This is a genomic window from Pseudoalteromonas sp. SG45-3 (assembly GCF_014164075.1).
Taxonomy (GTDB): domain Bacteria; phylum Pseudomonadota; class Gammaproteobacteria; order Enterobacterales; family Alteromonadaceae; genus Pseudoalteromonas; species Pseudoalteromonas distincta.
Window position 1 is genome coordinate 151,339 of the sequence record NZ_JACJEN010000008.1, and the last position, 24,611, is coordinate 175,949.

Sequence of the window (24,611 nt, forward strand, 5' to 3'; positions counted from 1 at the left end):
CTTTAACTGGCTATTAAAAAATAATTGTAGACCCAATTTGCTTGGGTGATGGGCTTATTGTATTTGTTTCTCAAATAATGATAATCTCAATTTTATTAAAACACTTTTACAGTATGGTAATAATGGCACGTTGGGATGGAATTGATGAGTTTATAGCGGTTGGTGAAGAGGGCAGCTTTACTGCGGCTGCAAAAATGCTTGGGCTTTCGGTTGCGCATATTAGCCGCCATGTTACGGCGCTTGAGCAACGTTTAAATACCCAGCTTTTAACTCGTACTACTCGTAAAGTGGTTTTAACTAAAGAAGGTGAAGTGTACTTACATCAAATAAAGAACTTACAACACGCTATGGACGAGGCAACTCAAGGCCTTGCTCAGCAACAAAGTACGCCTAAAGGTAAAATAAAGCTCACAGCACCAGTTATGTACGGAGAGAGCTTTATTATGCCCATAGTGCATAATTTTATGAAGGAGCATCCCGAGGTAGAAGTTGTTGCCACACTAAGTAACGAGCAAGAAAACTTATTAGAGGGCGGATTTGATTTAGCCATAAGGTTAGGGCATTTAAAAGATTCGAGCTTAAAAGCGCGTAGGTTAAGTGCGCGGCGTTTTATTATGTGCGCTGCACCGCAGTATTTAACGCGATTTGGTGAGCCGCATACTTTAGGCGAGCTAAACAGCCATGAATGTTTAATTGGGAATAGTAGCTACTGGCGCGTAAACGAAAATGGGCGCGATAAACACATTAAAATAGCAGGGCGGCTACAGTGTAATAGTGGTTGGGCGCTGGTGGATGGCGCAAAAAAGGGGCTCGGTATTGTACAACTCCCAGACTACTACATTGAAAACGAAATTAACTCAGGGCAATTGGTGCCTATTTTAACACCCTATCAACCACAGCAAGAAGGGGTATGGGGCGTATATCCACCAAGGCAGTTTGTGGCGACTAATGTACGGGTATTGCTCGATTATTTAGTTAAAGGGCTGAAAGCTTAATCGCGAATTAATGGTTAAGCATGTATTGCTGTAAATATAGCCAAGTATCAGATTTTTAAATTATTTCTTACATTTTACGCCATACCCAAAGGCACTTTTTTCGTGCTACTATTGCTCAATACTTTTACGATAAGTGTTAAAAATAATATGTTTCAACCGGTTAGCTTATTTATAGGGCTTAGATATAGTCGCTCCTCTAAAGGAAATGCGTTTATATCGTTTATTTCGTTTTTTTCTATTGCCGGTATCGCTATTGGTTTAATGGCATTATTTACGGTAAGCAGTGTAATGAACGGGTTTGAAAATAGCCTAAAAACCAATATGCTTGGACTTATTCCGCATGTTGAAGTTAGCGCAGGTAAAAATACTGCCACCCAAATGGGCACCCTTAAAACCGACCTCGAACAATCTCCTTATGTTGATCATGTAAGCTTATATCGCCACGGCGAAGCTATTTTGCAAACGAATAAAGACTTGCACGGCGTTTTACTACAAGGCCTTTATAACGACAGCGGGTCTTTGTATAAAATTACCGATAAAATAGTGCAAGGCGATTGGAAAACTGTATTAAACAAAAATTACAACATTGCTATAAGCCGTTATTTGAGTCGTAAATTAGGCGTTAGCGTGGGTGATAAGCTTCGCGTTATTATGCCTAATGCTTCAACATATACACCTCTTGGGCGAGTACCCAGCCAGCGTTTATTTAAAGTGGCCGCAATATACGAAACCGGATCTGAGATAGATATGGCACTTGCGTTTACAAGTGGCGCTTCACTACAACGGGTATTAAAGCTGGATAAAAACACTGCCCCAAATTTAAGTGTTTCATTGCACGAACCTTTCGAACTAGATGAGTTTATTGAAGCAAGCCAGCGTATTTTACAAGATCATAATTATAGTGATTGGCGCAGTACCCAAGGTACTCTATTTGCAGCCGTTGCTATGGAAAAGCGCATTATGTCTATGTTGCTTGCCCTCATTGTATTGGTGGCTGTATTTAATATTGTATCGGCATTAACCATGATGGTAAGCGAAAAACAAGGTGAAGTGGCCATACTACAAACGTTAGGTTTAACGCCTTCGCAAGTGCAAAAAGTGTTTATGGTGCAAGGCTTATATAACGGCGTAATTGGTACAGCAATAGGCGCATTTTTAGGTGTAATATTTAGTTTATATATAAATGAGCTACTTGCATTAGTGGGCTTAAACTTATTGGCAGGTATAGAGCTTCCGGTAAAATTTGATATTTTGAGTTTAGTAATAATAGCGTTTGCCAGTATTGCTATGAGCTTTTTAGCTACCTTATATCCTGCGCGTAAAGCCGCAAAAGTAAAACCAGCAGAGGTATTACGTTATGAATGATTTAGTAATTAGTTGTGAAAATTTAAGTAAAGTTTATCAAGATGGCAGCAACCAAGTTGAAGTATTAAAAGGTGTTGATTTAGCGCTGCAGCAAGGTGAAATGCTCGCTATTGTAGGGAGTTCTGGCTCTGGTAAAAGTACGCTTTTACACATACTTGGCACATTAGATACCGCAAGCTCAGGTAGCGCTAAAATTAAAAACCAAGAAGTTGCAAAACTTTCGCGAACAGAGCAAGCCGCATTTAGAAACCAAAACTTGGGCTTTATCTATCAATTTCATCACTTATTAATGGAGTTTAGCGCAGTCGAAAACGTGGCTATGCCATTATTAATTAAAGGCTTGAGTGCAAAAGAAGCCAAAGCTCAAGCGCTCGATATGCTCGAAAAAGTAGGCCTTGCACATCGCAGCTCGCATAAACCGTCTGCGCTTTCTGGTGGAGAGCGCCAACGCGTGGCTATTGCCCGTGCACTGGTTACAAAACCTGCGCTTGTGCTTGCTGATGAACCAACCGGTAATTTAGATAAACAAAATGCGATTAAAATTTACGATTTAATTAATGAGCTTAACCAAAGCTTAAACACCAGTTTTGTGGTAGTAACACACGATTTAGAACTTGCCGATAAGCTGGGCAAAATAGCTTATTTAGACGATGGAAAACTAGCTATTAAAGAGTCGCAGCATGTTGCTTAGTGCATTTTTAAGTAAACGTTTTAGAGCCTATTCAGGCCACAAAGATGAAAAAAACGGCTTTGTTAGTTTTATCGCTAAAGCGTCGACTATTGGTATTTTATTAGGTGTCGCGGTTTTAATTGTGGCGCTGTCGGTAATTAATGGTTTTGAGCAGCAACTAGTACATAGATTACTAAGTGTTGTGCCACAGGTTGAATATGTAGCACCAAGTAGACCCATCGCGAATTGGTCGCAAAAAATAGAGGATTTACAAACACAACCGCATGTAACAGGGGCTGCGCCATTTATTGCAGTGAATGGGATGGCGCAATATAAAAGCCAGCTAAAAGCGATAGAAATTCGAGGTGTTGAGCCATCGCTCGAGAGTAATGTATCGGCGGTAAATCAGTTTACCAGTGGTAAATTAGTCAGCCAGCTAGGCCTTGACGATGTAATTTTAGGTAAACAAATAGTAAAACAGTTAGACGCCAAAGTAGGCGATAACATTACATTACTTATTCCGCAAATTAGTCAAAAAGGTCAATCATTATTAGCGCCTAAACGCGTAACACTTAACCTTGCAGGTGTTATAGAAATGGGCGGACCGATTGATAGTACCGCTGCATTTATACATCTTAACAAAGCACAACAAACATTGGGTTACGATGAAACCCAAGTAACAGGGCTGCGTTTAAGTGTTGATGATGTGTTTTCGGCGCATCAAATAGCGCTAAGAGTGGGCCAAACTATTGACGACTACGTGTATATTTCTAGTTGGTTTAGAACCCAAGGCAGCCTTTATCAAGATATTCAAATGGTGCGTACCATTGTTTATATTGTGGTGTTTTTAATTATAGCGGTAGCCAGTTTTAATATTGTATCGTCCTTGGTGATGGAAGTACGCGAAAAACAAGGTAATATCGCAATTTTAAAAACCATGGGCGCGAAAGACAGTACTATTTTAGCCACCTTTGTAATGCAAGGCTTAATGCAAGCATTTGTAGGCGTGGCACTAGGGACACTAATTGGCGTGGTATTAGCGCTTAATATAAGTGAGCTTTTTACGTGGATAAGCCAATTATTTGGAGCCAATCCGCTTGAGGGCGTTTATTTTATAGAGTTTTTACCAAGTAAATTAGTACTTGAAGACATTGGTATTACAGTGATTGTTACGTTTGTGCTTGCGATACTTGCCACTATTTATCCTGCATGGCAAGCAACGCGCGTAGATCCTGCCAAGGTGCTTGGTAACTAGGTATAAGAAGCTCAGATAAAAATTAATAGGGTGGTATTAGTAAACCTGTTAAACTAGGTGCTTATATAAAATTAAGCAATAACTGCTTGGTTGCTATACCTCACTTTGGGATTTACTTTGACTAATAACGATATTTTACGCCGCATTCGCTACACTTTTAACTTAACTGATACTGCTATGGTCAATGTTTTTGCATCAGCAGAGCATACGGTCACCAAAGAGCAAGTAATTGCATGGTTAACTAAAGAAGGTGAAGAGGCTTTTACCCCAATAAGTGATACTGAGTTTGCAAGCTTTTTAAATGGGTTTATTAATACCCAACGTGGCAAACGCGAAGGTGAGCAACCAGAGCCAGAGAAAAAGCTAAACAACAATATTATCTTTATGAAGCTACGTATTGCTTTAAATATGAAAGCAGAAGATGTTATAGCAACACTTGCACTTGTTGATTTTGATTTAAGTAAGCATGAGTTAAGCGCGTTTTCTCGTAAAGTAGATAACAAACATTACCGTGTTTGTAACGATCAAATATTACGTTTGTTTTTAACCGGCGTACAAAAGCAGCATCGTCCAGAAGAGTCTGCTTAGTAACTGGTTTTAGCTAATTAGCTTTTAGTTAATGGGCTTGTGTATGTGCAATGCTACATAAAGCCTATTATCAATGTTAAACCCCAACACTTAATAATTAAATACATTTATAACAACACCAAGTTACTTATTGGTTTACTTGCGTGTAAAAATTATATTGCCGCCGCACAAATAGTTCACAGATTAACGCTAATTTTGGCAAAATAAAGATAATAATTGCATTCGTAAGCTATAACGCTGTAAAGCTCGGTCATAACAGCGTAGGATCAAGTTACTTTCGAATGAAAATTAGGTTTGCACTTTAGGTGCATTAACATATAAAAAATTATGCAACTAACTGCAAAACCATCACTTCCTAATGCGTTACTTATTTCTATTAGTACACCACAATTTAAAGGCGACGAAGCAACAGAATCGCTTGCAGAGCTTGCTCGTTTGGTAACTACATTAGGCTTTAAAGTAGTAGGTACACAATCGCAAAAGCAAAGTTCTACCCAAAAAGTTAATGTACTGGGCTCAGGAAAACTAGCTGAAATAGCACACCTTACCGGCAATAAAGGGATGGTTGAAAACGAGCAAGAAGATGATTTACTTGATGAAGACCCTTTAACCGAAATATCCTCAGAAATTCCATCAAACGATTTAGAGTTTGCATGTGCCGATGTAGTGGTATTTGACTGCGATTTAACGCCTTCTCAACTGCGTAATGTTGAGAACCAATTAGGTGTAGAAGTATTTGATCGCACTGGTATTATCATTGAAATATTTAGCCGTCATGCGCGTACTAAAACAGCAAAATTACAAGTTGAAATTGCTCGCCTTAATTATGTCGCGCCACGGCTTCGTGAAACATCAACAGGTGATAAAGAACGCCAAATGGGTAAAGGTGCGGGTGAAACCACACTTGAGCTAAATCGCCGTAAGGTGCGCGATCAGTTAGCAGAATTAAAGCGCGAACTTGTTAGTGTTCAAGATGTAATGATGGACAGACGTACGCAGCGCTCTGAGCTATTCTCAGTGGCTTTAATTGGTTATACCAATGCGGGCAAGTCATCAATGATGCGCGCAATTACAGGTAGTGATGTAGAAGGCGAAAACAAACTTTTTGCAACGCTAGATACCACTGTTCGCGCGCTGTATCCGATTACCCAGCCTCGTATATTGGTTTCAGATACGGTTGGTTTTATTAAAAAATTACCTCATGATTTGGTTGCTTCATTTCATTCAACGCTCGCTGAGGCACATGATGCGTCGTTACTGTTATATGTTGTAGATGCTTCAGATCCTTCTTTTCGCTCACAACTTGAAGTAGTACATAAAGTACTGGCAGAAGTTGGGGTAGAAGGTAGCAAAAAATTATTAGTACTGAATAAGTCAGACCAATTAAGTACTGATCAACAGCAGTCGCTAATGGATGAGTTTCCTGATGCGATGATGACTTCTACACGTAATCCAGATGATATTAGTAAACTGCACAAATACATTATTGGCATTGCTCAAGAGGACATGATTGAAGAAGAGATTGTTATACCGTACACAGCTAAAGGTATTGTGGGCGAAATTCGATCGAGTATGAGTGTTGTTAAAGAAGAATATGAATACAGCCATATTAAATTAACAGTGCGTTCGAGTGCGATTGATTTAGAACGTTTAAAAAAGAGAATGTTGAATTTATAATAAATTCAGTACATAAAAAGCACAGCCAATTGGCTGTGCTTTTTAGTATTAGTCCTAACATACGTAAATTTAACGCTGCTAGCTCTGAACATAGCTCTGAGATAAATTCCCTACCCAGAGCCTCAGTTACTTAAAGACGAAACTAGGAAAAAGCGTTGTCGCTTAGCTCTTCTTGCATTTGCTCGCGCATTTTAAATTTTTGCAGTTTACCTGTTACTGTCATTGGGTAGTTTTCTACGAAACGGATATGTCGTGGCATTTTAAAGTAGGCTAGTTTGTCTTTTAAAAACTCACGAATTGCTTGCTCATCAAGTACAGCATCTTCTTTTGGTTGGATCCAAGCGCACACTTCTTCGCCATACTTTTCATCGGTTATACCAAATATGGCAGCATCTTGAATGCCAGGGTAGGTGTAAAGTACTTCTTCTATTTCTCGAGGGTAAATGTTTTCGCCGCCGCGAATAATCATATCTTTTATACGCCCAACAATTGTGACAAACCCTTCTGTATCCATGACACCTAAATCGCCAGAGTGCAGCCAACCTTCGTCATCTATAGTGGCTTTTGTTTTAGCTTCGTCATTCCAATAGCAGCGCATTATGCCTGCACCTTTACTACACACTTCGCCAGGTTGACCAATTTTTTGAATGTTACCCAGCTCGTCAATTATTTTAACCTCGGTATGGGCAAGTGCGCGGCCAACCGTTGTTACTTGCCGCTCAATTGAAGAGTCTGTTTCGGTAATGTTGTTTATGGGGCTGCACTCCGTTTGCCCGTAAGCAATCAGTACTTGATGCATGTTCATTTGTGTTTGTACTTTGCGCATTACTTGCTCTGGGCATGTAGAGCCTGCCATTACACCCGTGCGTAAAGTACTTAGATCATAATCGTTAAAATTACTCAGCTCAAGCTCACTAATAAACATAGTAGGTACACCGTGCAGCGCTGTACATCCTTCTTGTTGAACTACATCAAGCGTGGTTTTTGCATCGAACGAATCACTAGGATAAATGGCTGCTGCACCTTTACTAACACACAATAAGCTACCCAATACCATTGCAAAGCAATGATATAACGGGATAGGGATACATAACTTGTCATCGCTCGTAAAGTGCATAGATTCGGCGACGAATAGCGCATTATTTAAAATATTTTTATGAGTGAGCGTTGCGCCTTTTGGGTTGCCTGTTGTGCCTGATGTAAATTGTATATTGATGTCTTGCTCAGCATTTAAGTTTTCACCTATTGCTTTTAATTCAAGCTCATGAGCTGCTGTTGGCAAGTTAATAACATCATTAAAAGAGTGCATACCAGGAGATGCTTCATCGCCAATGCGGATTATATTTTTAAGAGTGGGTAGTGCTTTTAAATTAAGTGTGTCTTTATCGCAAGTTGCAAGTTCTGGCGCTAAACAATTAAGCATTTCTAAGTAATCACTGCCTTTAAAATTTGATGCTGTGATTAGAGTAGAGCATTCAACACTATTTAAAGCATATTGTAATTCGTTAGGACGATAGGCTGGGTTGATGCACACCATTATTGCGCCAATTTTTGCCGTTGCAAATTGGGTTAAGCACCACTCAATATTATTAGGAGACCAAATACCAACGCGCTCACCTGGTTTTACGCCAAGGGCAAGTAACCCCATAGCAAGCTGATTAACTTCTTTTTGAAATTCTTTATACGTTAATCTAATACCTTGGTGATGAACTACAACAGCTAACGCCTCTGGGTTTTTGTCGACAATGAAGTCAAAGTAATCGCCTATAGTTGAATTTGTTAAAGGTGTGCTTTGTATACCTTTAAAGTAGCTTTGAGATAACGGCAAGTGATTTATTTGGTCTACTTCTTTTACCGGGGTAGTGTGTGCGTGCATTGCTCTCTCCATGAAAATGTGTGTGAGTTATGTAAACTACAAAGTTAAAATAAACACATATTGTCGACAAAGAGGAGTAAGGTTAGACTAATGTATTATTAGATTAATAAAAGCTAATACTACTTTTTAGACACAAAAAAACGCGTCTTACAATGTAAGTACGCGTTTTTAAACGAGTAATGAGTTTACATTTCGTCGCTGCGGTATGTTTTTTTCATGATATAAACGTAAGCGTTTACAAAAGCATTTTCTTGGTACTTTTTAAGGCCTGTTTCTTCAAAATCAATAGGGATGGGGTTGCGTTTTAACTGCTCTTTAACTTCAGTTGTAGTAAATAAACGTACATCTAAGTTGTTGATTAATTGAATTGCAGTTTCCATTTTAAAGCCTTTTGCACTGCCAGCAAATTTACCTTTAGGCTGACGCTCACGAATTGCAACAGAATCAATTTGGTAATCTTGCATTAGTTTTGCAAAATCGAATTGAAATTTACGCATTACTTCAGTGTCGTTACCGTTACCTAAGGTAAAGCGTGTTTGGCGCACATCGCGAATATCAAATACGTCATTATCTTTACTTAAAATACAAAGTAGTACATCACTACCGGTAATTTCTACACCACATGTTCTCATGTCTATTCTCTAAAATAACTTAATTACGCAGTATTATACGCAACGCACATTAAAATGCGAGTGTGGGTATAGCTGTAGGCGCGTAATTACTGCATTGATGCTTTTATATTTTAATAAAATGATTTTTTTGCTTTAAAAGCTACATTTTGTGGATAAAACGGGTCGATTTCACCCCTTTAAACTTGTAATTAAATGCGCGGCACGCGACAATATATCTTTGTAGTTGAATAGACTCCTCATCTACATATATTAGTCAATGCTTATTCGTAAAAGCGTTGTCGAGTCATTCTCATTTAATTTATTAAAAATACACGTGATACATTGTAGGTGTCACCACTGTAGCAAGGATTTATAATGCCAGTTATTACTCTTCCAGACGGAAGTCAACGTAGTTTTGAAAACCCTGTAAGCACGCTTGATGTTGCAAACGACATTGGTCCTGGTTTAGCTAAAGCGACCATTGCGGGCCGTGTAAATGGCGACCGTGTTGATGCATGTGATTTAATTAGTGATGACTCTCGTCTTGAGATCATTACCGCTAAAGACGATGACGGCCTTGAAATCATTCGTCACTCTTGTGCTCACTTAATCGGTCATGCAGTTAAGCAACTTTTCCCAGACGCAAAAATGGCAATTGGTCCTACCATTGATAACGGTTTTTACTACGATATCGATATGGAACACTCACTATCACAAGATGATCTTGAAGCAATTGAAAAGCGTATGCTGCAACTTGCAAAAACCAACTACGACGTAGTGAAAAAAACAGTAAGCTGGCAAGAAGCACGCGATACATTTGAAGCGCGTGGCGAAACATACAAAATAGAAATTTTGGACGAAAACATCGCTAAAGATGACCGTCCTGGGTTATATCATCACGAAGAATACGTAGACATGTGTCGTGGACCTCACGTTCCTAACATGAAATTTTGCCAAAACTTTAAAATAATGAAAGTGGCGGGTGCATATTGGCGTGGTGATTCAGAAAACAAAATGCTACAACGCATTTACGGCACCGCGTGGGGCGATAAAAAGCAACTTAAAGCGTATTTAAAGCGCCTTGAAGAAGCTGAAAAACGCGATCACCGTCGTATTGGTAAAGCGCTTGATTTATGGCATTGGCAAGAAGAAGCGCCAGGCATGGTATTTTGGCACAACGATGGTTGGAGCATTTACCGCGAGCTTGAAGAATTTGTACGTGAAAAATTACGCGAATATGAGTACGAAGAAGTAAAAGGTCCAATGATGATGGACCGTTCACTTTGGGAAAAATCAGGTCACTGGGAAAAATATTCAGAAGCAATGTTTACCACTGAGTCTGAAAAACGTGAATACGCAATTAAACCAATGAACTGCCCTGGTCACGTGCAAATCTTTAACCAAGGTTTAAAATCGTACCGTGATTTACCACTTCGTATGGCTGAATTTGGTTGTTGTCACCGTAATGAACCATCAGGTGCACTACACGGTTTAATGCGTGTACGTGGCTTTACACAAGATGACGCTCACATTTTCTGTACTGAAGAGCAGATAATGGACGAAGTGTCAGCGTGTATTAAGATGGTTTATGATACATATGAAACATTCGGATTTGAGAAGATTGTAGTTAAGCTATCTACTCGCCCAGAACAACGCATTGGTGAAGACCATATGTGGGATAAAGCAGAGCTTGCTTTAGCTGATGCACTTAAGCTAAACGATATTGAATTTGATTATCTTCCGGGCGAAGGCGCGTTTTACGGTCCTAAGATTGAATTTACTTTGTACGATTGTTTAGACAGAGCGTGGCAGTGTGGTACAGTGCAATTAGACTTTGCATTACCGGGTCGTTTAGGTGCAACTTATGTAGCAGAAAATAACGAGCGTCGTACACCTGTAATGATACATCGTGCTATTTTAGGTTCTATTGAACGCTTTATTGGCATTTTAACTGAAGAGTACGCTGGTTTATTCCCGACGTGGCTTGCACCAAAGCAAGTGGTAATTATGAATATTACCGATAAACAGGCTCCTTATGTTAAAGAAGTTGTACAAAAATTAAATAAACTTGGAATTAGAGCCGCTGCTGACTTGAGAAATGAGAAGATTGGCTTTAAAATCCGTGAGCATACACTGAAGCGTATTCCATATTTACTTGTTGTTGGCGATAAAGAAGTTGAACAGCAAGAAGTAGCAGTGCGTACTCGCACAGGTGAAGACCTTGGCAAATTTAATGTTGATGATTTTGTAGCTAAAATTAGTGAAGAAATTAAAAATCGACAGTAAAAATCGAGCGTGTAAGGCATTAACAAACAGCCATTTACACGCTTATATTATTGATATTCTTGGAGGAACGTACTATTAGAGGCGGCAAGAAAGGGCAACAAACAGCTCAAAAAAATCGTATTAACGAAGAAATTACAGCGCAAGAAGTTCGTTTAATTGACATTGAAGGCGAACAAGCTGGAATTCAGTCATTACAAGACGCGCAAACTATGGCCGATGCAGCGGGTGTTGATCTTGTTGAGATCAGTCCAAACGCTGAGCCGCCTGTTTGTAGAATCATGGACTACGGTAAGTTCATCTTTGAAAAAAGCAAAGAACTAAAAGAGCAGAAGAAGAAGCAAAAGCAAATCCAGATAAAAGAAATCAAATTCCGTCCTGGTACGGATGAAGGTGATTATCAGGTTAAGCTTCGCAACTTACGTAAGTTCTTAGAAGCTGGTGATAAAGCTAAGATTACTATCCGCTTCCGTGGTCGTGAAATGGCTCACCAAGAAATTGGTATAGAATTATTAAACCGTATCAAAGCCGATTTAGAAGAGCTTGCAGTAGTTGAGTCTTTCCCAAATCGTGTTGAAGGCCGCCAAATGGTTATGATGATGGCGCCTGTTGCTAAAAAATAATTTTTAAGCGATAATACGCACCGAAATTAGCTCAGGTCTGCAAGCAATATGCGAATATTCACCTGAGTTAACCGGTCTTAAAGCAAGATTGCGGCATTTATGTTGGGTCTTCACCGGAACATGGCAGTAAGTTAGGCCTAAAAGTGGAGCTATAGAAATATATCTCACGCCTGCTTACTAATTTAAAAGCAATACAATTGGAGTTATTGCAATGGCTTATAAGCTAAAAAGTCACAGTGGCGCTGCTAAGCGTTTCAAAAAGACTGCTTCTGGCGGTTTCAAGCGTAAACAAGCGCATCTTCGTCATATTCTGACTAAGAAAACTTCTAAGCGTAAGTTACACCTACGTCCTAAGATGATGGTTCATAAAAATGACCATGGTCTAGTTTCACGTATGTTACCGTTCGCTTAATAGGGGTTTTTAGAAATGGCAAGAGTTAAACGCGGCGTTGTCGCACGTGCACGTCACAAAAAAGTTTTAAAACAAGCAAAAGGTTACTACGGAGCACGTTCACGTGTTTACCGCGTAGCTTTCCAGGCTGTTACTAAAGCGGGTCAATACGCTTACCGTGACCGTCGTGCGAAGAAACGTACTTTCCGTCAATTATGGATTGCACGTATCAATGCTGCTTCACGTCAAAATGGTCTGTCTTACAGCCGTTTTATCAATGGTCTTAAAAAGACTTCTGTAGAAATCGATCGTAAGATCCTTGCAGATATCGCTGTTTACGACCAAGTTGCATTCGCAGCGCTTGTAGAAAAAGCAAAAGAAGGCCTAGCCGCTTAAGCTTTTTTATATAAGTATTAAAAAGGAGCCTATGGCTCCTTTTTTTGTGCCTGTAATTTAGTAACTTAACCCAATGAGTAATACTAATTCGCTTAATTAAATGATCTATTTTGAGGGCGGAAAAACGTGTTGATAGCTAGGCAAAAAATTCGCTATTTATTAGTTGTTCTCAGCAATTGCTCCTGCATTGCTCTACCTTCTGCATCCATGCAGTCATAAATGAGAGTTTTTTAACGCAGGTAGCGACATGTTTAGCCCCGCAAAATGATTAAGTATTATTGCACATTGGTATAATACTTAATAAGGTTATAAAGCCTAAAAACACAGGTGTGAATGAGTGAAATGTATTTGGCTGCATTTTTTTGTTGAATCACCGCAGTTTCCTCATTATAAAAAATTTAGTTGATATAATTTATATAATTAAGGCGTTTGTTAGAGAATTTTATGTTTGCAAGTTTACTCATTTTATCTGCAAGTGTGGCGTATGACGCACACTTACCTCCACTCATTGAGTGGCAGGGGAAAAGCGTAGAGCTTTTACAAAAACAAGGGCCGTTAACTACTGACTTTGAGTTATCTGCAGGTGAAGCGTCGCCCGATTATGCAAATACAATGGCATTTGTAGATAGGTTAGTTGCTGCAAACCCTACTCAGTTTCAATCTCAAACCATTGGCTATAGTAATAGTAAGCGTGCAATAAAAATGCTAATTGCCAGTGAGCAAGGTTTTTTTGAAGCAAGGCAAATGGCTAATAGCACTAAGCCAACTATTTTTATCCAGGCAGGAATACATTCTGGTGAAATAGACGGTAAAGATGCCATGTTTATGTTACTCAGAGATATAGCGACGGGTAAGCGCCGTGACATTTTAAAAAAGGTAAACATATTATTTATTCCTATTTTAAATGTAGATGGCCACGAACGTAGCAGTGCATTCAATCGCATTAATCAACGGGGCCCTGCAAAAATGGGCTTTAGAACAAATGCTAATAACCTTAATTTAAATCGTGATTTTACTAAATTAGATACCCCAGAAGTTAGAAGTGTTTTAAAGGTTATTAACGACTACAACCCAAATTTATACATTGATGTACACGTTACCGACGGCGCAGATTACCAATACGATGTGACTTATGGTTACAATCCGGTATTTTCGAGCGAATCGCCTGCGGTATCAGATACATTAAACCAGTTTTTTAAACCTCTCATTGACGATACGCTAGCGAAGCAAGGACACATCCCAGGACCACTTGTTTTTGTTATGGACAAGCGCGACTTTAAAAAAGGGTTAGCGGGCTGGGTTGCTACGCCACGTTTTTCAAATGGTTGGGGGGATTTAAAGTCATTGCCGACTATTTTAGTCGAAAATCATTCATTGAAGCCTTACAAGCAACGTGTATTGGGAACTTATGTATTTTTAGATGGTGCTATTACTGCGCTATCAAAGCACAGTCATGAATTAGCTAATGCAGTAAAAAAAGAACAAGAATTTGTTCCTAAACAGTTAATAGTAAAGCGTGGCTATACTAAGCAAGCTGATACGATTGCGCAGTTTAAAGGCATTGAATATTCATCAAGCATGAATTCACTTTCGGGTCAAAATGAAGTGAAATATTTGGGTAAAGCACATACATATACTGAGTTACCTATTTATTGGCAAAAAGATGTACAACATACAGTTGAAGTACCTAAAGCTTTTTTTATTCCGCCTGTATATAGCAACATTATTGAGAAACTAAAGTTACATGGTGTCTCTATTAATAAACTTGAAGGGGCAAACACACAGCCTTTGAAAGTTGCAAAGGTGGCTGACTACACGTTTGATAAAGCACCATTTGAAGGGCGTTTTAGAGTATCAGCAACTTTTGATTACGTCCCTGCTATAAATGTAGATTTAGATGGTTGGTATCAAGTCAATACTCAACAAAAAGCAGGTGAGCTTGCTGTGCATTTATTGCACCCAGAAGCTCCTGATTCATTTTTTGCGTGGGGTGAGTTTAATACTATTTTTCAGCGTACCGAGTACATGGAAAACTATGCGCTAATTCCGTATGCACGCCAAATGCTAAAAGATAACCCAAAGCTTGCGCTTAAGTTTGATGAAAAACTTAAAGATAAATCATTCGCGAGTGACGCAGAAGCTCGATTAAACTGGTTATATGAACAAAGTCCATTTTATGATCAAGCGTACTTAAAGTATCCAATACTTATGTCATTCGAAGAAGAAGTTGTTATTCCAGATCAAAAAAGTAAAGAAATTTAATATGGAAATCATAACTATACCTGTCACTGCCTTTGCACAAAACAGCCGTATTATTTGGTGTAGCGAAACTAAACACGCTGTGGTTATCGACCCAGGTGGCGACACTGATAAAATAATAACGGTCCTTAATGAGCATAAACTAGCATTAAGTGCTATTTGGTTAACGCACGGGCATTTAGATCATGTGGGTGGGGCTGATATTTTACGAAATCAATTTAACGTACAAATTATTGGTCCACAAAAAGATGAGTACTTTTGGTTCGAAAACTTACCTATGCAAGCACAGATGTTTGGATTTAAACCCATTGAACCGTTTTATCCGGATATTTGGCTAAACCATAATGACACCGTGAGCGTAGGTAAACTTGGCTTTTTAGTGAAACATTGCCCGGGGCATACACCCGGTCATATAGTGTTTTACCAACCAGACTATGAGTGCGTTATTGTCGGTGACGTTATTTTTAAAGGCTCAGTAGGGCGCACTGACTTTCCTAAGGGAAACAGTGAACAACTTATAGAGTCGATTAAGACGCATATTTTAACCTTACCTGATAATACTAAAATATTGGCAGGACATGGTAGCGACACTACGGTGGGGTTTGAAAAGAAAACAAATCCTTTTGTAAGTGGTAAGTTTGGTTAAGTTGCTTATTTTAAGTTTACAAACTGCATAAACATTAAAAATAAGCAGACTGAGTTTTAAAATGGTTGTATAATTTAACCAGTTTATTTGATAAATAAGAAATAAAATGTCTCTAAATCACGTAGATCGCCAAATATTGGCACTTTTACAACAAGATGCTAGTTTATCAACCGCAGAAATTGCAGATAAAGTAGGCTTGTCTCAATCTCCATGCTGGCGTCGAATCGCTAAGCTAGAGCAAGATGGTTATATAAAAAGCAAAGTGGCTCTTTTAGATGAGAAAAAACTTGGCTTTGATATGCTTGTATATGCACATGTGCGTTTATCAAATCACGGTAAAAAGAATCTTGCTGAGTTTGAAAAGCTGATCATGAGCTACGACGAGGTAACAGAGTGTTACACTATGGCTGGTACCATGGACTTTATGCTACGCATAATTTCACAAGGCATAGAAGGGTATGAGCATTTTGTGCGCGATAATTTACTAAGCTTAGAATACGTCCAAGAAGTACATTCTAATGTAACAATGACATGTGTAAAACGCAGTACTTCCCTTCCTTTGTAAAAGCACTTCTTTTAAAAGCTAAACCATTTTTAGTTTAGCTTAACCACATAATGATAATTGTTAACTGAGCGCTAATTTGGTAGAATTTAGCGCTTTTTTTGATACCCATTACACCATTTGAGGACCTCAATGTTTAACTTACTCAGTAGGGCGCCTAGCTCTGCTAAAAACGATATTCTATCTGGATTAACTGTGGCGTTAGCCTTAGTCCCAGAAGCAGTTGCGTTTGCCTTTGTTGCAAATGTAGAACCTTTGGTTGGTCTATATGCCGCGTTTATCGTTGGTTTAATTACGGCTATTTTTGGTGGTCGCCCTGGTATGATTTCAGGTGCAACCGGTGCACTAGCTGTTGTCATGGTAAGTTTAGTGCTTGATCACGGTGTTGAGTATCTATTTGCAACTGTGTTGCTGATGGGAATACTGCAAATTCTCGCGGGTGTATTTAAGCTCGGTAAGTTTATCCGTATGGTTCCTCATCCGGTAATGCTTGGTTTTGTAAACGGGTTAGCAATTGTTATATTTTTAGCTCAGCTAGGGCAGTTTAAAGTGCCAGATGGTATGGGCGGACAAGAATGGATGACAGGTAATCCATTATTTATCATGCTTGGCTTAGTTGCATTAACCATGGCAATAATCCACTTTTTGCCAAAATTGACTACAGCAGTGCCTTCTTCTCTAGTTGCTATTGTAACTGTAACTGGATTAGTGATTGGGTTTGATTTAGAAGCGCATACAGTATTAGATTTCTTAAAAGGAATGACAGGCGACGAAACAGCAACAATCGCTGGCGGCTTACCTGAATTTCATATTCCTATGGTACCGTTTACTTTCGAAACGCTACAAATTATTTTTCCTTATGCACTTATTTTAGCGGCTATTGGTTTAATTGAATCATTATTAACGCTTAGCTTAATTGATGAGATTACAGAAACCCGTGGTCATAGTAATAAAGAATGTATTGGTCAAGGTGCTGCAAATATTACCTGCGGTATGTTTGGTGCAATGGGTGGTTGTGCAATGATTGGTCAATCAATGATCAATATAAATTCAGGTGGTCGCTCTCGTTTATCAGGTATAAGCGCTGCACTTATGCTACTTGGTTTTATTATTTTTGCCTCTAGCTTAATTGAAATGATCCCATTAGCTGCACTTGTTGGTGTTATGTTTATGGTAGTACTTGGTACATTTGAATGGGCAAGCTTTAAAATGATGAAGCGCGTACCATTATCTGATGCATTTGTAATTGTTCTTGTGTCGGGCGTGACGGTTATTACTGATTTAGCGATTGCTGTATGTGTGGGTGTTATTGTATCGGCTCTAGTATTTGCTTGGCAGCATGCGAAGCAGATATATACAACTAACTACATTGATCAGGAAGGCGCTAAGGTGTACGAACTACATGGTCCGTTATTCTTTGGCTCTGTTAAAAACTTTTCTGAGTTATTCGATGTGAAAAATGATCCTAAAAATGTGATTGTTGAATTTAAACACAGCCGCGTATCTGACCACAGTGCAATAGAAGCAATTGATACACTTGCTGACAAATACACAAAAGCAGGTAAACAACTTCATTTACGTCACTTAAGTAAAGACTGTACGCAGTTGCTTCATAAAGCACGAGATTTAGTTGAAGTGAATGTGATTGAAGATCCAACCTACAAAGTAGCATCAGATAAACTAGCTTAATTTATACAAGGCTATTGATATTTAAAAAGCGGAAGGCGGATAACCTTTCGCTTTTTTAGTGTCTCGACTATTTGTTTGCGGTAAGACTCTTAAAAAGCAAGGCAAACTGTAGTGCTATGCAAACTCATAAATCTATATAATAAGACTACCTAATTTTGTGAAAATTAGCCCTACATAGGTAAAAATAATAAAAATAACAAACGCCTATTTTATGGAATTAGCTTTAACCATACGGAGTAAACATCTATTTTGAACTGGCAATCTTTAGTCGATAACAGGCAACGTTTTTTTTGGCTTTTGCAAATCGCGGGCTGGATTGGTTACGCGTTAGTAAATTATATCGGCTCTAAAGTATTTGAAATGCGTGATATATATGTATTTGTTATTTTATTGAATGCTTACGCTGGTTGTTTGATGACAGTGCCGCTTAGGTATATTTACCGTAAAATTTGGAATGCCTCGCCCTGGGTGTTAATGATTGTAGTATTTGGTGCCTCTTATATAACGGGCACTCTATGGGCTGTCGTTCAAAAATTCAATCTATGGGAAATATACCGCCATGGTTATAGACCAGAGGAGTGGTTTTATTACCTGCAGCAAGGTTTAGATTCGGTTTATATTATTTTATGTTGGAGTGGTTTGTACTTTGGCGTTAAATATTATCAGTTATTACAAAGTGAGCGACAAAAAGCGTTAAAGGCCACAACGATGGCACACGAAGCGCAACTAAAAATGCTCAGGTATCAGCTCAACCCCCATTTTCTATTCAATACACTTAACGCTATTTCTACTTTAATTTTGGTTAAAGAAAACAAAGATGCTAACTTAATGGTAGCAAGGTTAAGTGACTTTTTACGTTACACACTTAATACCGATCCAATTAAAAAAGTACCGCTTGAGCAAGAGCTACATGCTCTCATGCTTTATTTAGAAATAGAGCGCGTCCGTTTTGATGAGCGATTGAAAGTAAATGTAGATATTAGCGAGCAAGCAAAAGAGGCTTTAGTACCGAGCTTAATTTTGCAACCAATTATAGAAAACGCGATTAAATATGCCATTGCCCATCTGACAGAAGGTGGTGTAATTGATATTAAAGCACAAGTATTTGCGAATGAATTATTACTAGAAGTGGGTGACAACGGCCCAGGCACTGAAATACTTGATGGCCAATTAGTTAACGCTCAAGGTGTAGGTGTTGCTAACACCAAAGATAGATTAAAAACGTTGTATGAAAATAATTATTCGTTTGTATTATCACATAATACGCCAAGTGGATTAAAAGTTAATCTGCGAGTACCTTTTGAGAAGGCTGTGAAAAATGACTAAAATAAAAACACTCATTGTTGATGATGAACCGTTAGCGCGAAAAGGTTTAGCGGTAAGACTTGAAGAATATTCTGATATTGAAGTAATTAAATTGTGTAGTTCAGGCGCTGATGCAATTGAAATGTGCCAAAGCGAGAAAATCGATTTGGTTTTTTTAGATATTCAGATGCCAGGTATGAATGGCTTTGAGGTGGCAAGAGCGCTTAGCGAAAGTACAAAAGTACTACCTGCTATTGTATTTGTAACTGCTTTTGATCAGTTTGCTGTAAAAGCATTTGAAATTCATGCTCTCGATTACATTTTAAAACCCGTTGATGATAACAGATTAAAACAGGCGGTAGAAAAAGTGCATACTTATTTAAAAACGCAGCAAGACAACGCCCATAAGAAAAAACTAGCGAGTTTTGTAGCCGGTATTACTGGTAATAATTGCGAAGAAATATTAAAAAAATTAGCCACTGGCGATACCTTAACAGATAGACGTTACCCAGAATCGCTTGCAGTAAAAGAGCAGGGTGAAATTATACGGGTACCTGTAGCGACTATCCAATGGGTTGATGCTGCAGGTGACTATATGTGTTTACATTGTGAAGATGGACAAACGCATATACTTCGTAAAACAATGAAAGAGCTTGAGCAAGAGCTAGACCCTCAGTTATTTGTGCGTGTACACCGCAGTGCGATAGTAAACACAAAACAAATTAGTAAGCTGGTTACACAAGTAAGTGGCGAGTATTTATTAGTACTTGAAAACGGACAAGAATTAAAAGTGAGCCGTAGCTATCGAGATAAGGTTAAGGCGGCATTAGCAAGTTAAAGCCAACGCTTTTATTACAGGTACAAAAAATGCGAGCTAAGCTCGCATTTTTTATATTTAGTAATTATACCAATCCGCAACAATACTTAGTTATTTTGCGGGGCTAACGTGTCGCTACCTGTGTTAAAAAATTCTCATTTACAACTGCATGGATGCAGAAGGTAGAGCAATGCAGGAGCAATTGCCGAGAACAACTAAATAGCGATTTTTTGAATAGCTATCAACACGTTTTTCTATCCTCAAAATAGATCACTTAATTAAGCGAATTGGTATTAATTATGCGACAGTTACAATTTTCATTGTGTTAGTTGCGCCCACAGTTTCCATTGAGTCACCGTGAGTAATAATTACTGTATCGCCAGACTGTAAAGAACCTTGAGAAACTAAAGTATCAAGTGCCGCTTTTACCATACCGTCTTTTTCAGTTTTTGTAGAATCAAAAAATACTGGGTAAACACCACGATAAAGTGCTGTTTGACCTAATGTACTCGCATGGCGTGAAAGCGAGTAGATTGGTAAGCCAGAGCTGATACGTGACATTAATTTAGCCGTGCTACCAGATTCAGTAAGCGTGATGATAGCTTTAACAGAATCTAAGTGATTAGCTGCATACATAGCAGAAAGTGCAATAGATTCTGCATTGTTAGAAAAACGACTATCTAAACGATGCTTAGAAACATGCGTTTCTTTTTGAGATTCAGCACCTAAACAAACACGTGCCATAGTTGCAACAGTTTCTTCAGGGTAATCACCAGCAGCTGTTTCAGCTGAAAGCATTACAGCATCTGTTCCATCAAGAACAGCATTTGCAACATCCATAACTTCTGCACGTGTAGGCATAGGGTTATCGATCATCGATTCCATCATTTGCGTTGCTGTTACTACAGTACGGTTTAATGAACGAGCACGACGAATAATTAGTTTTTGCTTGCCCATAAGAGCTGCATCACCAATTTCAACACCTAAATCACCACGGGCAACCATTACAGCGTCAGACGCTAGAATGATGTCATCAACAGCTTCTTGTGTTTCAACGGCTTCAGCACGTTCAATTTTTGCAAGTAGTTGTGCTTTTGAACCAGCAGCTTCAGCAAGTGAGCGTACGTAGCGCATATCGTCGCCACTACGTGGGAATGATACGGCAATGTAATCTACGTCAATTTCAGCGGCAGTTATTAAATCTTCTTTATCTTTTTCAGTAAATGCTGGAGCAGTTAAGCCACCACCTAAACGGTTAATACCTTTATTGTTAGATAAAACACCGCCAACAGTTACAGTACAATGTACTAAGTGCCCAGCTACTTCATCAACAGTTAGTTGAATAAGGCCGTCATTTAGGAGTAGTAAGTCGTTAGGGCTAACGTCGTTAGGTAATTCTTTATAATCAATACCTACAGAGTTAACATCGCCTTCGCCTTTTTCCATTTTTGCATCAAGAGTGAACTTTGCACCCACAGAAAGCGTTACTTTACCTTCTTTAAAAGTAGAAACGCGGATTTTAGGGCCTTGAAGGTCAGCAAGAATAGCAATATGCTTGCCTAATTTTTTTGCAATATCGCGTACAGCTTGCGCACGGTCTTTATGATCTTGGGCAACACCATGTGAGAAGTTTAAACGTACTACATTAGCCCCAGCGATAATAATTTTTTCTAAGTTGTTATCTCTATCGGTAGCAGGTCCAAGGGTAGCGACTATTTTCGTGCGTCTTAGCATCAATTTCTCCTGTTTGCTTGGTGAAAGCATGTTGACGTTATTTTGTTGAATTAAAATATCTATATTAGATTAAAATATTTTAATTATGTGCAAACTTCAAAGGTTTGCCACTATTTTATACAAAACTATTGTGTCATCATTATGACACCGGTGTCAGAATGCGTCAATGATCTTAATTTCAATTAGCGTTGCTTTTAGTCACCCCGAGAGCATTGATGTTTGATATAATTACGTAGCTTATTTATCTGTAATAAAAAAGCATGTTGTATGGGCTCATAGTTAGTATTTTATGATTGTATGAGTATAATGCACGCGGTATTATTTAATTTATACACTGAATTTTCTAACCAAATAGTTGTTACCGAGGAGGACACTAGATGCAAGTTGCATTAGTAGGGTTAGGCGTTATGGGAAAAAATCTTGCCCTAAACTTGATTGAAAAAGGGATAACGCTAGTCGCTTATGATAAAAACCCACATGCGGGTGAAGAGTTACTAAGTTGTGCCAAATCACAAGGCATGGCTGATAGGCTTCACATTGTCTCTGATTTAAGTGACATGGTAAGGCGTTTAGAGGCACCTCGTTCTATTTTATTACTTGTTCCTGCTGGTGAGTTAGTTGATACAGTTTGTAATGAACTTGTAGAGGCCGGCGTTAATTGTAACGATATGATAGTCGATTGCGGCAATAGTAATTATAAAGACGGTATAACGCGTAAACTCAAATACCAAAATAAATTTGAATTTGCCACTATGGGAATTTCTGGCGGTGCAGAAGGCGCTCGCCATGGTCCTGCAATGATGGCAAGTGGTTCTGAAGGTGGTTGGGAACGTATTGAGCCATGGTTTGAAAAAGTAGCTGCTAGCTATAATGGCGATTCATGTTTTGCACGTGTTGGCCAATCAGCAAGTGGTCATTTTGTAAAAATGGTTCACAACGGTATTGAATACGCACTGATGCAACTTATTGCAGAAGTGTACCAATTACTTCGTTTAGGTACTAATCGTTCTCCAAAAGAAGTAGCTGAGATATTTAATGACTGGTCAGAAGGTCAATTAAATAGTTACTTACTGTCTATTTCTAGCCATATATTGTCATTTGAAAATCATAATAATGTACCGCTTGCGGACTTAATTGATAATAAAGTTGGCGCTAAAGGCACTGGTCTTTGGACTGCGCAAAATGCACTCGAACTTGGTATTGCTGTCCCTTCACTTGTTGCTGCTGTTCAAGCTCGTCATTTAACTAATGCATGCAACACAACGGCTGCACAAGAGATGACATATGCATCTAAATCAACGAACAATGTTGAAATTGATTTAGAAGAGCTAAAAGACGCGTTCTTACTTGCAAGCTTACTTGCGTATCGTCAAGGTCTAGCGCTAATTAAAGGTGCATCACGTACTCATCAGTGGAAAGTAGATTTATCTAAAACGCTTCAAACGTGGCGCGCTGGTTGTATAATTCGTGCTGACTACCTTGATAGCGTTGCACAAGGTGTTGAATTTATTGACACTCTTAAAAAAGAGTCTAACTCTTTGCGAAAAATTACCGGTCAAGCAATAATGACTGGTTTAGCATTCCCTGTATTGGGAGCTACACAAACGTATTTAGCAACATTAACTACACCGAGTAATGGGCATTTAGTTCAAGCCCAGCGTGATTACTTTGGTGAGCACGGCATAAAAACCCACAGTGGTGAAATGTGTCATTTAACTGATTTAGTAGATATAGACGCTAAAGTTAGATAAAAAACAGTTGTTTAAAACGATAAAGGCACGCTATTTAGCGTGCCTTTTGTATTTTTACAGGCTAAAAATTAACGGCTCAACTCACCACGTAAGTTATCTTGCATTAAATGACGAATCGTTTCGACTTCAAGCTTTTGGCTAAATAAATAATGTAACTTAGTTAAACATGCTTCAAGAGTCATATCGTACCCACTTATTACACCAATATTTAATAGCGCATTACCTGTTGCATAGCCACCCATGTTTACATGACCTTTCAAACACTGAGTTAAGTTAACAATTACGACGCCACGTTTACTTGCTTCTTCGAGTATTGACAAAAAGCTCGGATCTTGTGGTGCATTACCTACACCAAAACTCAGTAGCACCAGTGATTTAATATTGCCATTGACCAAGCTTTTAACTACCTCTTGGCTAATGCCAGGGTACAAATAAAGCACCCCGATAGGTTGAGGTGTAATAGGTGTAACTTGCAGCTCATTTTCAACATATGGGCTAAGCTGACCCTTAATAAGTTGAATATTAATACCCGATAACGCGAGAGGGTCTAGATTCGGCGAGGCAAAAGCATTAAACCCATCCGCGTGTGCTTTAGTTGCTCTATTACCTCTAAACAGTTGGTTATTAAAAAAGAGACTTACTTCAGCAATAGGATAATTTGCAGCTAAATACATGGCATTAAGTAAGTTTACTTGGCCATCAGAACGTAATTGTGAGAGCGGAATTTGTGAGCCGGTTACAATCACAGGTTTAGTCAAATTTTCGAACATAAATGACAGCGCTGAGGCTGTATACGCCATAGTATCAGTGCCATGGAGCACCACAAAACCATCATAATCTTGGTATTTATCTTTGATATCATTAGCAATGAGTTGCCAATGCTCTGGAGACATGTCTGAAGAATCTATAAGAGGGCAGTATTCGTGAATATCAAACAAAGGCATTTCATCACGATTAAATTCTGCGTTATTCACTACGGTTTCTGTTAAAAAACCTTCAGCTGGAATATAGCCTCGACTCGATTTTTTCATACCTATAGTACCGCCAGTATAAGCGATATAAATGCGTTTACGTTTCATAAAAAAAGCCCAGTAAAAAAACTGGGCCTAGTATAACGT

The 24,611-nt window shown here is 38.7% G+C and carries 21 protein-coding genes; 17 read left to right on the forward strand and 4 right to left on the reverse strand.

The window, feature by feature from the left end; genetic code table 11:
- Window positions 1–122: 122 nt before the first annotated feature.
- The 6 genes from H5126_RS11670 to hflX all read left to right on the forward strand — a co-directional run bounded on the left by H5126_RS11670 (window position 123) and on the right by hflX (window position 6,550).
- The gene (locus tag H5126_RS11670) at window positions 123–995 is read left to right on the forward strand and encodes a LysR family transcriptional regulator (RefSeq protein ID WP_182720870.1); all 873 of its coding nucleotides are present in this window, start codon (window positions 123–125) and stop codon (window positions 993–995) included.
- A gap of 147 nt (window positions 996–1,142) precedes the next feature.
- Window positions 1,143–2,360, forward strand: a complete 1,218-nt coding sequence (locus tag H5126_RS11675) for a lipoprotein-releasing ABC transporter permease subunit (protein WP_033029508.1) — start codon at window positions 1,143–1,145, stop codon at window positions 2,358–2,360.
- Window positions 2,353–3,051 (forward strand): lipoprotein-releasing ABC transporter ATP-binding protein LolD, encoded by a 699-nt coding sequence (gene lolD / locus H5126_RS11680; RefSeq protein ID WP_007375330.1) that lies wholly within the window; start codon window positions 2,353–2,355, stop codon window positions 3,049–3,051. Before H5126_RS11675 ends, lolD begins: the two co-directional genes overlap by 8 nt.
- Entirely contained in the window at window positions 3,041–4,285 is a 1,245-nt protein-coding gene (locus H5126_RS11685; RefSeq protein ID WP_182692978.1) for a lipoprotein-releasing ABC transporter permease subunit, read from the forward strand. Before lolD ends, H5126_RS11685 begins: the two co-directional genes overlap by 11 nt.
- A 117-nt stretch (window positions 4,286–4,402) precedes the next feature.
- Window positions 4,403–4,873 carry a DUF1456 family protein gene (locus tag H5126_RS11690; protein WP_182694991.1) on the forward strand — a complete coding sequence of 157 codons (471 nt, stop codon included), beginning with the start codon at window positions 4,403–4,405 and terminating at the stop codon, window positions 4,871–4,873.
- Between the two features lie 327 nt (window positions 4,874–5,200).
- The gene (hflX, locus tag H5126_RS11695) at window positions 5,201–6,550 is read left to right on the forward strand and encodes a GTPase HflX (RefSeq protein WP_024595635.1); all 1,350 of its coding nucleotides are present in this window, start codon (window positions 5,201–5,203) and stop codon (window positions 6,548–6,550) included.
- A 142-nt stretch (window positions 6,551–6,692) separates the two neighbouring features.
- On the opposite strand, the gene H5126_RS11700 is transcribed toward hflX, so the two are convergent.
- Both H5126_RS11700 and H5126_RS11705 read right to left on the reverse strand, forming a co-directional pair.
- Window positions 6,693–8,426, reverse strand: a complete 1,734-nt coding sequence (locus H5126_RS11700; RefSeq protein ID WP_182720869.1) for an AMP-binding protein — start codon at window positions 8,424–8,426, stop codon at window positions 6,693–6,695.
- A 185-nt stretch (window positions 8,427–8,611) separates the two neighbouring features.
- The gene (locus tag H5126_RS11705; protein WP_024595637.1) at window positions 8,612–9,058 is read right to left on the reverse strand and encodes a DUF3010 family protein; all 447 of its coding nucleotides are present in this window, start codon (window positions 9,056–9,058) and stop codon (window positions 8,612–8,614) included.
- A 354-nt stretch (window positions 9,059–9,412) separates the two neighbouring features.
- Here H5126_RS11705 and thrS point away from each other — a divergent pair, with 354 nt between their 5' ends.
- From thrS to H5126_RS11755, 10 genes are all read left to right on the forward strand, one after another.
- Window positions 9,413–11,323 carry a threonine--tRNA ligase gene (thrS, locus tag H5126_RS11710; protein WP_024595638.1) on the forward strand — a complete coding sequence of 637 codons (1,911 nt, stop codon included), beginning with the start codon at window positions 9,413–9,415 and terminating at the stop codon, window positions 11,321–11,323.
- Window positions 11,324–11,382: 59 nt separating this feature from the next.
- Window positions 11,383–11,943 (forward strand): translation initiation factor IF-3, encoded by a 561-nt coding sequence (infC, locus tag H5126_RS11715; protein ID WP_002960714.1) that lies wholly within the window; start codon window positions 11,383–11,385, stop codon window positions 11,941–11,943.
- A gap of 211 nt (window positions 11,944–12,154) precedes the next feature.
- Window positions 12,155–12,355 carry a 50S ribosomal protein L35 gene (gene rpmI / locus H5126_RS11720; protein WP_002960713.1) on the forward strand — a complete coding sequence of 67 codons (201 nt, stop codon included), beginning with the start codon at window positions 12,155–12,157 and terminating at the stop codon, window positions 12,353–12,355.
- Window positions 12,356–12,370: 15 nt separating this feature from the next.
- Window positions 12,371–12,730 carry a 50S ribosomal protein L20 gene (rplT, locus tag H5126_RS11725; protein WP_002960711.1) on the forward strand — a complete coding sequence of 120 codons (360 nt, stop codon included), beginning with the start codon at window positions 12,371–12,373 and terminating at the stop codon, window positions 12,728–12,730.
- Window positions 12,731–13,174: 444 nt separating this feature from the next.
- Window positions 13,175–14,992 carry a M14 family metallopeptidase gene (locus H5126_RS11730; RefSeq protein ID WP_182721506.1) on the forward strand — a complete coding sequence of 606 codons (1,818 nt, stop codon included), beginning with the start codon at window positions 13,175–13,177 and terminating at the stop codon, window positions 14,990–14,992.
- Between the two features lies 1 nt (window position 14,993).
- Window positions 14,994–15,635, forward strand: coding sequence for an MBL fold metallo-hydrolase (locus H5126_RS11735; protein WP_182721507.1), 642 nt, complete (start codon window positions 14,994–14,996; stop codon window positions 15,633–15,635).
- Between the two features lie 106 nt (window positions 15,636–15,741).
- Window positions 15,742–16,200: an Lrp/AsnC family transcriptional regulator gene (locus tag H5126_RS11740; RefSeq protein WP_002960703.1), complete on the forward strand. Its 459-nt coding sequence runs from the start codon at window positions 15,742–15,744 to the stop codon at window positions 16,198–16,200.
- A gap of 129 nt (window positions 16,201–16,329) precedes the next feature.
- On the forward strand, window positions 16,330–17,886 hold the full coding sequence (locus H5126_RS11745) for a SulP family inorganic anion transporter (RefSeq protein ID WP_002960702.1): 1,557 nt from the start codon (window positions 16,330–16,332) through the stop codon (window positions 17,884–17,886).
- A gap of 249 nt (window positions 17,887–18,135) precedes the next feature.
- Window positions 18,136–19,212, forward strand: a complete 1,077-nt coding sequence (locus H5126_RS11750; RefSeq protein WP_024596641.1) for a sensor histidine kinase — start codon at window positions 18,136–18,138, stop codon at window positions 19,210–19,212.
- Window positions 19,205–20,029: a LytTR family DNA-binding domain-containing protein gene (locus H5126_RS11755; RefSeq protein ID WP_024596642.1), complete on the forward strand. Its 825-nt coding sequence runs from the start codon at window positions 19,205–19,207 to the stop codon at window positions 20,027–20,029. Before H5126_RS11750 ends, H5126_RS11755 begins: the two co-directional genes overlap by 8 nt.
- Window positions 20,030–20,305: 276 nt before the next feature.
- On the opposite strand, the gene pyk is transcribed toward H5126_RS11755, so the two are convergent.
- Window positions 20,306–21,742 carry a pyruvate kinase gene (pyk, locus tag H5126_RS11760; protein WP_024596643.1) on the reverse strand — a complete coding sequence of 479 codons (1,437 nt, stop codon included), beginning with the start codon at window positions 21,740–21,742 and terminating at the stop codon, window positions 20,306–20,308.
- 377 nt (window positions 21,743–22,119) lie between these two features.
- On the opposite strand from pyk, the gene gndA reads away from it, so the two are divergent.
- The gene (gene gndA, locus H5126_RS11765; RefSeq protein ID WP_182721387.1) at window positions 22,120–23,493 is read left to right on the forward strand and encodes an NADP-dependent phosphogluconate dehydrogenase; all 1,374 of its coding nucleotides are present in this window, start codon (window positions 22,120–22,122) and stop codon (window positions 23,491–23,493) included.
- 68 nt (window positions 23,494–23,561) lie between these two features.
- On the opposite strand, the gene ansA is transcribed toward gndA, so the two are convergent.
- Entirely contained in the window at window positions 23,562–24,572 is a 1,011-nt protein-coding gene (gene ansA / locus H5126_RS11770) for an asparaginase (protein WP_002962901.1), read from the reverse strand.
- Window positions 24,573–24,611 lie beyond the last annotated feature (39 nt).

Coding starts and splice junctions, on each gene's coding strand:
- H5126_RS11670 (WP_182720870.1), top strand. CDS start 123: ATGGCACGTTGGGATGGAATTGATGAGTTTATAGCGGTTGGTGAAGAG.
- H5126_RS11675 (WP_033029508.1), top strand. CDS start 1,143: ATGTTTCAACCGGTTAGCTTATTTATAGGGCTTAGATATAGTCGCTCC.
- lolD (WP_007375330.1), top strand. CDS start 2,353: ATGAATGATTTAGTAATTAGTTGTGAAAATTTAAGTAAAGTTTATCAA.
- H5126_RS11685 (WP_182692978.1), top strand. CDS start 3,041: ATGTTGCTTAGTGCATTTTTAAGTAAACGTTTTAGAGCCTATTCAGGC.
- hflX (WP_024595635.1), top strand. CDS start 5,201: ATGCAACTAACTGCAAAACCATCACTTCCTAATGCGTTACTTATTTCT.
- H5126_RS11700 (WP_182720869.1), bottom strand. CDS start 8,426: ATGCACGCACACACTACCCCGGTAAAAGAAGTAGACCAAATAAATCAC.
- H5126_RS11705 (WP_024595637.1), bottom strand. CDS start 9,058: ATGAGAACATGTGGTGTAGAAATTACCGGTAGTGATGTACTACTTTGT.
- thrS (WP_024595638.1), top strand. CDS start 9,413: ATGCCAGTTATTACTCTTCCAGACGGAAGTCAACGTAGTTTTGAAAAC.
- rpmI (WP_002960713.1), top strand. CDS start 12,155: ATGGCTTATAAGCTAAAAAGTCACAGTGGCGCTGCTAAGCGTTTCAAA.
- rplT (WP_002960711.1), top strand. CDS start 12,371: ATGGCAAGAGTTAAACGCGGCGTTGTCGCACGTGCACGTCACAAAAAA.
- H5126_RS11730 (WP_182721506.1), top strand. CDS start 13,175: ATGTTTGCAAGTTTACTCATTTTATCTGCAAGTGTGGCGTATGACGCA.
- H5126_RS11735 (WP_182721507.1), top strand. CDS start 14,994: ATGGAAATCATAACTATACCTGTCACTGCCTTTGCACAAAACAGCCGT.
- H5126_RS11740 (WP_002960703.1), top strand. CDS start 15,742: ATGTCTCTAAATCACGTAGATCGCCAAATATTGGCACTTTTACAACAA.
- H5126_RS11745 (WP_002960702.1), top strand. CDS start 16,330: ATGTTTAACTTACTCAGTAGGGCGCCTAGCTCTGCTAAAAACGATATT.
- H5126_RS11755 (WP_024596642.1), top strand. CDS start 19,205: ATGACTAAAATAAAAACACTCATTGTTGATGATGAACCGTTAGCGCGA.
- pyk (WP_024596643.1), bottom strand. CDS start 21,742: ATGCTAAGACGCACGAAAATAGTCGCTACCCTTGGACCTGCTACCGAT.
- gndA (WP_182721387.1), top strand. CDS start 22,120: ATGCAAGTTGCATTAGTAGGGTTAGGCGTTATGGGAAAAAATCTTGCC.
- ansA (WP_002962901.1), bottom strand. CDS start 24,572: ATGAAACGTAAACGCATTTATATCGCTTATACTGGCGGTACTATAGGT.